The following is a 7370-nucleotide window of genomic DNA, read 5'->3' on the forward strand; positions in this document are numbered from 1 at the left end:
ATTTGAGATTTACGGCGTAAACTTGAGGTGCCCACTTTTGCACCTTGAGGTAAGTCGGCAAATTTTTCAAATTGATTTGAAACGAACGCATCTAATGGATCTTCACGTTCACAAATTACTGCCAAGCTTAGACCTTCTGGCAAAGCCATCGGGACATCTTTCATTGAATGTACAGCTAAATCTGCACGCCCATCTAAAAGTGCTGCTTCTAACTCTTTAACAAACAGCCCTTTCCCACCAATTTTTGCTAAAGGCGTATCTAAGATTTTATCGCCTTGCGTGACAAATTTAACCAACTCCACCGTTAAATCTGGGTGAAGCTCCTCTAATCGGGCACGAATATATTCTGCCTGCCAGAGAGCAAGTGGGCTTTGTCGTGTAGCAATTTTCAAGGTTTTCATAAATTCAAGTATGGGCTGGTCAAACAATACACCCTAAACTTAACTTGATCCCTTAAAATTGCAAGTAAAATCTCGCACGCCCAAGATAACTCTTTTTAACTTTAGAGCTGATGAATCCGCTCTCTAAGCATAGATAAATGTCGACGACTCACCGAAAGCCGCTCATCTAAGCCACGTAAACGAACCTGATATTGCCCAGAGCTAACGAGCTCCAGTCCATCTAAATATGCAACTGCAACTAAGGCATTTCGGTGAATACGAATAAATTGATCTGCAAATTCGGTTTCAAGCTCTTTTAAAGTTTCATCAATTAATACACTGCCATTTTGATGACGCACCGTGACATATTTTTGATCGGCTAGAAAATAATAGATATTTTCAACTGGAATTAGCTCAACCCCACGATAGGTTTTTGCAGCAATTTGATGTCGTTGTGTTTTTAGATCATGTAAAAAATCATGTTGTGGTAAAGCATTGAGCTGTGCTTGAGTAAGCTGAGTCAATTGACTAAAAACTTGTTCAAGTTCTTGAGGATCAATGGGTTTAAGAAGATAAGCTTGAGCTTGAGACTTAAATGCTTCTAACGCATGTTGGTCATAGGCCGTACAAAATACAATCGCAGGTCGAGGATTGAGCTGACTTATCTGTTCCGCACAGACGAGACCATTCATACCTGGCATTTGAATATCAAGTAAAATTACATCCGGTTGATGAAGCCGCGCCTGTTCCAAGGCTTCTTGTCCATGATGAGCCGTTGATACAACTTCATGTCCCATCTTTGAAACTAAACGTGATAATCGCTCCACTGCAAGTGGTTCGTCATCACAAATCAGCACCTTCATTCATCCTCCTTGTCACCGTTAACTTGATCCATTTTTTTATGGTTAACTCTGACTAACTTATTATTTTGTTTGATATTGATAGCTCATAATGGTGGTATATAAGGTTTCACCTTTATAAACCTGAAATCTTACGGAACTCCCATAATATGCTTTCAGGCGCTGCTTAACATTTTCAAGCGCGATTCCATGCCCTTTCCTTGAATTTATTGTATCGTCTGTATATGGGTTGGTAATGACTATACTGACCTGATTTTGCAATATTTCAACCAATACCCCTATGGTTGCCTTACCCATCATTGGTTCTACCCCATGAAAAATACTATTCTCTAACAAAGGTTGTAATGTCAATAAAGGAATGGTGATCTGTTTGAGTTGCACAGGTGAAAGCTCGATTTTCCAATCTACTTTTAAGCGCTCTCCCAAACGGACCTGTTCAATCATTAAATATTGTTTACTTAGCTCGATTTCTTCATGCAGACTCACCAATTTCAATTCTTGGAAGCTGGCACGAAATAAACGTGACAGGCTAATGAGCATGCTTTCTGCTTTATCTGGATCTATCGCAATTAAACTGACTACATTATTTAGACTATTAAATAAAAAATGTGGATGAATTCGCGCTTGCATGGCCTGAATACGGGCATTTAATTCTGCATATTGCTGATGTAACCATTGTTCTCTGACATATAAATAACGTAGGCAGAAAGCCCCGAGTAATATTCCATAGCTTAGATATAAAGGCACATTGGTAAAATAAATGCTCCAGCCCTGCGTTAATGACACATGTTTATTTAAAAGACCAAACTGAAAAAAATTACTCATTAAAGTGGTTAAAACAACAATACCTTGCAACATGATAAAGCCAATAGCCAAGGCAAACTCTTGACGTAAGCTGCCAAAAAAAGCTTGAAAGCGTTCAACCAATGCAAAAAAGGACAATATTACCCAGTTAATAAAAACGATGTATTGAAAAAGCCTTCCCCCGCTCAAGGCTTGCCAAGACTGTGCTTCAGCCAATGCTAAGACCAGAGCCAAAACATTACTTGCGATAATTAATTCGAATAAGTGTTGCCAACGCCCGTTTTTCGTAAAAAAATAGGAGAAATTTTGATTTCGGTATGCTGTAGGAAACAACTTTGTTTGTTGAGCTTCGGCAAGTGATATACTCTTTTTTATTTTACTGAGCCACCATGACCACATCTTCAAATCCCCCTAATTCAGTAACCCCAGACCAAACCTCAGGTATGTGGGGTGGTCGTTTTTCTGAAGCGACGGACGCTTTTGTAGCCGAATTTACCGCCTCTGTTCAGTTTGACCAACGTTTTTATAAACAAGACATCGCTGGTTCGATTGCGCATGCTACCATGCTTGCGAAAGTTGGCGTACTCACAGAAGCAGAACGCGATGACATTATTGAAGGTTTAAGCACCATTCGCTCAGAAATTGAGGCTGGAAACTTTGAGTGGCGCATCGATCTTGAAGATGTTCACATGAACATTGAATCACGTTTGACTCAACGTATTGGCATTACAGGTAAAAAATTACACACAGGCCGTAGCCGTAACGATCAGGTTGCAACTGATATTCGTCTTTACCTGCGCGACGAAATTGATGATATTTTAAAATTATTAGAACGTTTACAAAAAGGCTTGTTAGGCTTGGCTGCCAAAAATGTAAATACCATTATGCCGGGCTTTACACACCTACAAACTGCTCAGCCTGTGACTTTTGGTCATCACTTGTTAGCATGGTTTGAAATGTTGATTCGTGACTCTGAACGTCTTCAAGATTGTCGTAAGCGCGTTAACCGCATGCCACTTGGTTCAGCTGCTCTTGCGGGTACAACTTATCCAATTGACCGCGCATATACAGCAGAGCTTTTAGGGTTTGAAGCTGTATCTGAAAACTCTCTTGATGCTGTATCTGACCGTGACTTTGCCATCGAATTTAATGCAGCTGCTGCACTTATCATGATGCATTTATCACGTATGTCTGAAGAACTGATTCTTTGGACTTCTGCACAGTTCAAATTTGTGAACATTCCTGACCGCTTCTGTACTGGTTCTTCAATTATGCCGCAGAAGAAAAATCCAGATGTTCCAGAGCTAATCCGTGGTAAATCTGGCCGTGTATTTGGTGACTTAATTAGCTTGCTTACGCTCATGAAAGGTCAACCATTGGCGTACAACAAAGACAACCAAGAAGACAAAGAACCTTTATTTGATGCAATCGATACGGTTCGTGGTTCACTCATGGCTTTCGCAGATATGATTCCTGCATTGGTTCCAAATATTGAAATCATGCGTGAAGCTGCACTTCGTGGCTTCTCAACAGCAACCGATCTTGCTGACTACCTAGTGAAAAAAGGCGTTGCGTTCCGTGATGCTCATGAAATTGTAGGTAAAGCTGTTGCATTAGGTGTTGCTGAAGAAAAAGATTTATCTGAGTTAACACTTGAGCAATTACAACAATTCTCTGACTTAATTACAGCAGATGTATTTGATAAAGCCTTAACACTAGAAGCTTCTGTAAATGCACGTGATCATATTGGCGGAACTTCACCAAAACAGGTTGAAGCTGCGATTGCTCGTGCCCATACACGTTTAGAACAGTTATACGCTTAAGGATAAACCATGAGTCGACAAGTTTTTTGCCGCAAATATCAAAAGGAAATGGAAGGCCTAGACTTCGCTCCTTTTCCTGGTGCTAAAGGCCAAGATTTTTTTGAAAATGTTTCTAAGCAAGCATGGCAAGAATGGTTAAAACACCAAACTACGCTGATTAATGAAAAACGCTTAAACGTGTTTGAACCAGATGCGAAGAAGTTCCTTGAAGAACAACGTGAGAAGTTCTTTAACAATGATGAAAGCGTAGAAAAAGCTGAAGGCTGGAAACCAGAATAATCGGTTTGTTTTAGCTTCTTCATTATTAAAAAAGGCGGGCCCTATACACATAGACCCGCCTTTTTTTACGTGAAACTTACACAAGCATAAAAAGCCTTACATAGAGCGAACAGGACTCTACATGACATCAAAAAGCAAAGAACTTAATATCAATTCATAGCAAGAAGAACACGATCCCTGTCGTGTTTATGCACTTAATTTTCTGTCCTGAACTTCCCCCCAAAGTTCGGGACATTTTTTTATCTATTATTTTTAAACAAATAAAAAAAGGCCTTGTTTCAAACAAGGCCTTTCAATATTTTAGCTCAAAATTACTTTTCGTGGACTTTAGCTTCAATTTCTTCAATTTTAGTATGACGAGCATCAAAGCCTTTTGCCATATAAATAACTTGCTCAGCAATGTTACGTGCATGGTCACCGATACGCTCCAAAGAACGTAGAACCCACATGACGTTAATTACACGAGCAATATGGCGTGGATCTTCAATCATATAGGTCATTAATGTGCGCGTTGCTGACTGATATTCACGGTCGATGTCAGCATCGGCTAAAAGTACACGTAAAGCTTGATCTGCATCTAAACGTGCAAAAGCATCAAGTGCATCATGAATCATGACACGAACTTGGTTACCAATATGACGTGTTTCCATGTAGCCACGCGGTGAACCACCCTCTTCACAAAGGTTCTGTGCAATACGGGCAATTTTTGCAGCTTCATCCCCAATACGCTCAAGGTCAGTATTGGCTTTACTCATGGCAATAACCATACGCAAGTCAATCGCTGCTGGATGACGACGCGCCAAAATTAGCGTCAAGCCTTCATCAATATCACGTTCATATTGATTGACTGCATTATCTTTAAATTGAACATCAATCGCTAAATTTGCGTCTGTATCAAGCAAAGAATGAATTGCATTTGCGACCTGTTGTTCGACCAAGCCACCCATGGTCATAAACTTTGTGTTTACATCTTGCAAATCTTCATTAAATTGAGAAGAAATATGATGGGTTAACACCGGATTACTTGGACTCAAGGGAAGCCTCCAACATGATGGCGCAGGAATAAAATGATTGAGCATTAAAACACAGCAATCATTAAGTTTTTATGACAAAATTAAATTTCAGATAAAAGCATTTTATTACTGATAAGTTAACCAGCTATTAAGCTCAACCAGATCTTTTTCACCGAGTTGGCCTACCGCAGCTTTTAAACGAAGCACATTCAATAAATAGTCATATTGAGCATTAAGATAATCCTGTTTTGCAGAAAAAGCATTACGCTGGGCCAATAAAACATCAACCATACTTTTTAAGCCTTCGTTATAGCTCGCTTTCGAGGCTTGCGAAACTAAGGAAGATGAATCCATTGCAGCTTTTCTTGCTTCGAGTTTAGCTTGGTCTGTATCGACCTGCATAAAGGCACTTTTTACATCGACATTGGCACGGCGGATGGCCGCATCAAGTTGAGCCTGAGCTTTACTGGCTTCTACAGTCGCTTTTTTAATTGATGTTCGAGTGCGCCCGCCATTAAATAAATTCCAGTTCATTTCTACCCCCACCTGATCAAATTTTCCGTCAGTCGAAATAAGAGTCTCTGGGGTCTGTTTGGTATAACCATAGCTCGCCACAGCATCTATTTGAGGATAAAGCGCGGCTTTTTCCACACGGCGCTGATCTTCACTATATTGTTGCTGTAAACGGGCTTGCTGGATCTTTAGATTTTTTTGCTGGGCCAAAGAAATCCAATCATTAAGCTCTGCTGGATAAGGCTTTTGAAAACTAAAGTCACTTCGTAATACAGCAAGCTTATCTTGATAAGAACCAATATATTCAGACAACTGTTCTTGGGCTAAAAGTAATTGAACATTGGTTGAAATGCGATTGGCTCTGGCATTTTGGTATTGAGCATTTGCTTCACTCACATCACTACGCGCCACCAAACCTTCTTTGAGTTTGGCATTCATCATATTCAGCTGCTCAAGCAAAGCTTTTTCTTCTTGTAGGTATGCAACACTCAATGCCTGCTGACGCAACACATTAAAATAGGCTTCTGCTACATTTAAAACATGATCTTGTTTTTGCAGTCTTAAGGTAATTTCACTTAAGGCAACCGAAGTTTTAACTTGCTTATAACCTTCCCAAGCATCCATTCGAAATAATGGCTGACGTGCTGTTAAGGTCGCTTGGCGAGTCGTTGAGGTATTACTTACCAAAGCATCAGAAAGACCTGCTTGATCAACACCCGGAAAGTTTGAACGCTTTACCGTTTGTCGATTACGCGTAATGTTTCCAGACAGTGTAACGGTGGGTAATAACGCTCCCGTTGCCAAGCCTAAATTAAGTTGATCTGCTTCAAATTGTTGTTGATTGGCTTGCCATGTCGGATCATTTTGTTTTGCACGCTCATAAGTCTCAACCAAATCTAGAGCAAAACTCGAAGATGCAAAACTCCAAAGGCCAACAGCGACCATTAATTTTATTTTCATTGTTCAAATCAACGATAAAACTTGCCTTTAAGACTAAGAAAAATTCGAATCAAACTCAAGCCATTAAAAGTTTTAGTTTTTTTAAGCGTTTTCAGTTTTTGACAATATTAAAATACAAATAAAAATCAAAAGCATGCCTATCCAACCCAACCATGAAACATGCTCACCCACCAACACAATGGCAAAAATCGCAGCAACTAAAGGTTCAAATAAAGTTAAGGTCGTCGCTTTGCTGGCATTTACTGTTTTTAGTCCAAAACCGAAAAGTAGATAACCCAAAAACATAGGAATTAGCATCATATAACCAGCCACAAGTAAATTGGTTGAGCTTTGTAATAACCCACCACCTGTAACCAACAAAGTAGGAAGCAAAATAACTGCCCCACCACCCATAATCATGCCCATTGCAGCTTTAGAGGCAACACCTCGATCTATTAATCTTTTTGCAGCCCATGAATAAAGTGAATAAGTTGTAGCTGCGACAAGCCCAAGAAAAATACCGAAGTATTTATTCCATTGATTTGTACCGTCTAGAACCGCATGACTTTCACCCATCGACAACATTGTTACGCCAAGCACACCGCAAATAAAACTTAGAAACCAGATAGCAGACAAAGCTTTGCGATCAAAAAAACGCTCTAAAATTGCTGCGATCAGTGGAGCAGAACCAATTGAAACCACAGTGCCAATCGTAATGCCTGCATAATGCATTGAAGAATAAAAAGCCAAAGGATAAAT

At 39.8% G+C, this 7370-nt stretch carries 8 protein-coding genes; 2 read left to right on the top strand and 6 right to left on the bottom strand.

The features are described 5' to 3' along the window. The 3 genes from hemC to UC75_RS17050 all read right to left on the bottom strand — a co-directional run. A partial coding sequence (gene hemC, locus UC75_RS22255) for a hydroxymethylbilane synthase (RefSeq protein WP_228137467.1) occupies window positions 1-401 on the bottom strand: 401 nt, incomplete at its 3' end. Between the two features lie 101 nt (window positions 402-502). After that, a complete protein-coding gene (locus tag UC75_RS17045; RefSeq protein WP_049838269.1) occupies window positions 503-1243 on the bottom strand; it encodes a LytR/AlgR family response regulator transcription factor in 741 nt (246 codons plus the stop codon). 60 nt (window positions 1244-1303) lie between these two features. Then, complete coding sequence (locus tag UC75_RS17050; RefSeq protein WP_049838270.1) at window positions 1304-2443, bottom strand: sensor histidine kinase; 1140 nt, start codon at window positions 2441-2443, stop codon at window positions 1304-1306. On the opposite strand from UC75_RS17050, the gene argH reads away from it, so the two are divergent. After that, entirely contained in the window at window positions 2434-3867 is a 1434-nt protein-coding gene (gene argH / locus UC75_RS17055) for an argininosuccinate lyase (RefSeq protein ID WP_049838271.1), read from the top strand. The genes UC75_RS17050 and argH overlap by 10 nt on opposite strands. A gap of 9 nt (window positions 3868-3876) precedes the next feature. Next, a complete protein-coding gene (locus UC75_RS17060) occupies window positions 3877-4146 on the top strand; it encodes an oxidative damage protection protein (protein WP_004795121.1) in 270 nt (89 codons plus the stop codon). Window positions 4147-4457: 311 nt separating this feature from the next. Here UC75_RS17060 and phoU read toward each other — a convergent pair whose 3' ends face one another. The 3 genes from phoU to UC75_RS17075 form a co-directional block, all read right to left on the bottom strand. Then, on the bottom strand, window positions 4458-5180 hold the full coding sequence (gene phoU / locus UC75_RS17065) for a phosphate signaling complex protein PhoU (RefSeq protein ID WP_013199117.1): 723 nt from the start codon (window positions 5178-5180) through the stop codon (window positions 4458-4460). A gap of 105 nt (window positions 5181-5285) precedes the next feature. Then, window positions 5286-6617 carry a TolC family outer membrane protein gene (locus UC75_RS17070; RefSeq protein ID WP_128825341.1) on the bottom strand — a complete coding sequence of 444 codons (1332 nt, stop codon included), beginning with the start codon at window positions 6615-6617 and terminating at the stop codon, window positions 5286-5288. 96 nt (window positions 6618-6713) lie between these two features. Then, window positions 6714-7370: DMT family transporter (locus tag UC75_RS17075; protein ID WP_228137468.1), on the bottom strand; the 657-nt coding region annotated here is incomplete at its 5' end.

The organism is Acinetobacter sp. V2, assembly GCF_001188385.1.
In the GTDB taxonomy this organism is placed as follows: Bacteria; Pseudomonadota; Gammaproteobacteria; order Pseudomonadales; family Moraxellaceae; genus Acinetobacter; species Acinetobacter oleivorans.

Excerpts from the sequence above, each read along its gene's own strand:
- UC75_RS17045 (WP_049838269.1), bottom strand. The coding sequence starts at position 1,243 with ATGAAGGTGCTGATTTGTGATGACGAACCACTTGCAGTGGAGCGATTA.
- argH (WP_049838271.1), top strand. The coding sequence starts at position 2,434 with ATGACCACATCTTCAAATCCCCCTAATTCAGTAACCCCAGACCAAACC.
- UC75_RS17050 (WP_049838270.1), bottom strand. The coding sequence starts at position 2,443 with ATGTGGTCATGGTGGCTCAGTAAAATAAAAAAGAGTATATCACTTGCC.
- UC75_RS17060 (WP_004795121.1), top strand. The coding sequence starts at position 3,877 with ATGAGTCGACAAGTTTTTTGCCGCAAATATCAAAAGGAAATGGAAGGC.
- UC75_RS17070 (WP_128825341.1), bottom strand. The coding sequence starts at position 6,617 with ATGGTCGCTGTTGGCCTTTGGAGTTTTGCATCTTCGAGTTTTGCTCTA.